The sequence below is a fragment of the Leadbetterella sp. DM7 genome (genome assembly GCF_040829825.2).
Lineage (GTDB): Bacteria > Bacteroidota > Bacteroidia > Cytophagales > Spirosomataceae > Leadbetterella.
The window spans coordinates 1-278 of sequence record NZ_JBFOLH020000075.1 but is presented as its reverse complement, the minus strand read 5'-3'; the positions used below and the strand labels follow the sequence as shown (position 1 = coordinate 278).

The 278-nt window shown below is 74.5% G+C and carries 1 protein-coding gene; it reads left to right on the top strand.

Annotated features, from left to right (window positions below):
- On the top strand, window positions 1–278 hold a 278-nt coding region (locus AB2U10_RS19290), incomplete at both ends, for a hypothetical protein (RefSeq protein ID WP_367916706.1).

The window sequence follows — 278 nt, the reverse complement described above, 5'->3', positions numbered from 1 at the left end:
ACCAGCTCGACAGCGTCCACCGCGGGGCCCGGCTCACGCTGCGGCCCCGGACGGGGCTCCAGGACATGACGATCGACCTCGACCCGGGTGACCCCCGCGCGCCGGAGATCGACACCGACCAGATCGTTCCCGCCGCGCAGACGGTCTCGCAGGTCCAGATCGACGAGGTCCTGCAGTCGCTCGACGCCGACACGCGGGCCTACTTCCAGGGCGCGCTGCAGGCCACCGCCAAGGGCCTCGGGTCCCGCCCCGACACGCTCCGGCGGGCCCTGCGGGTC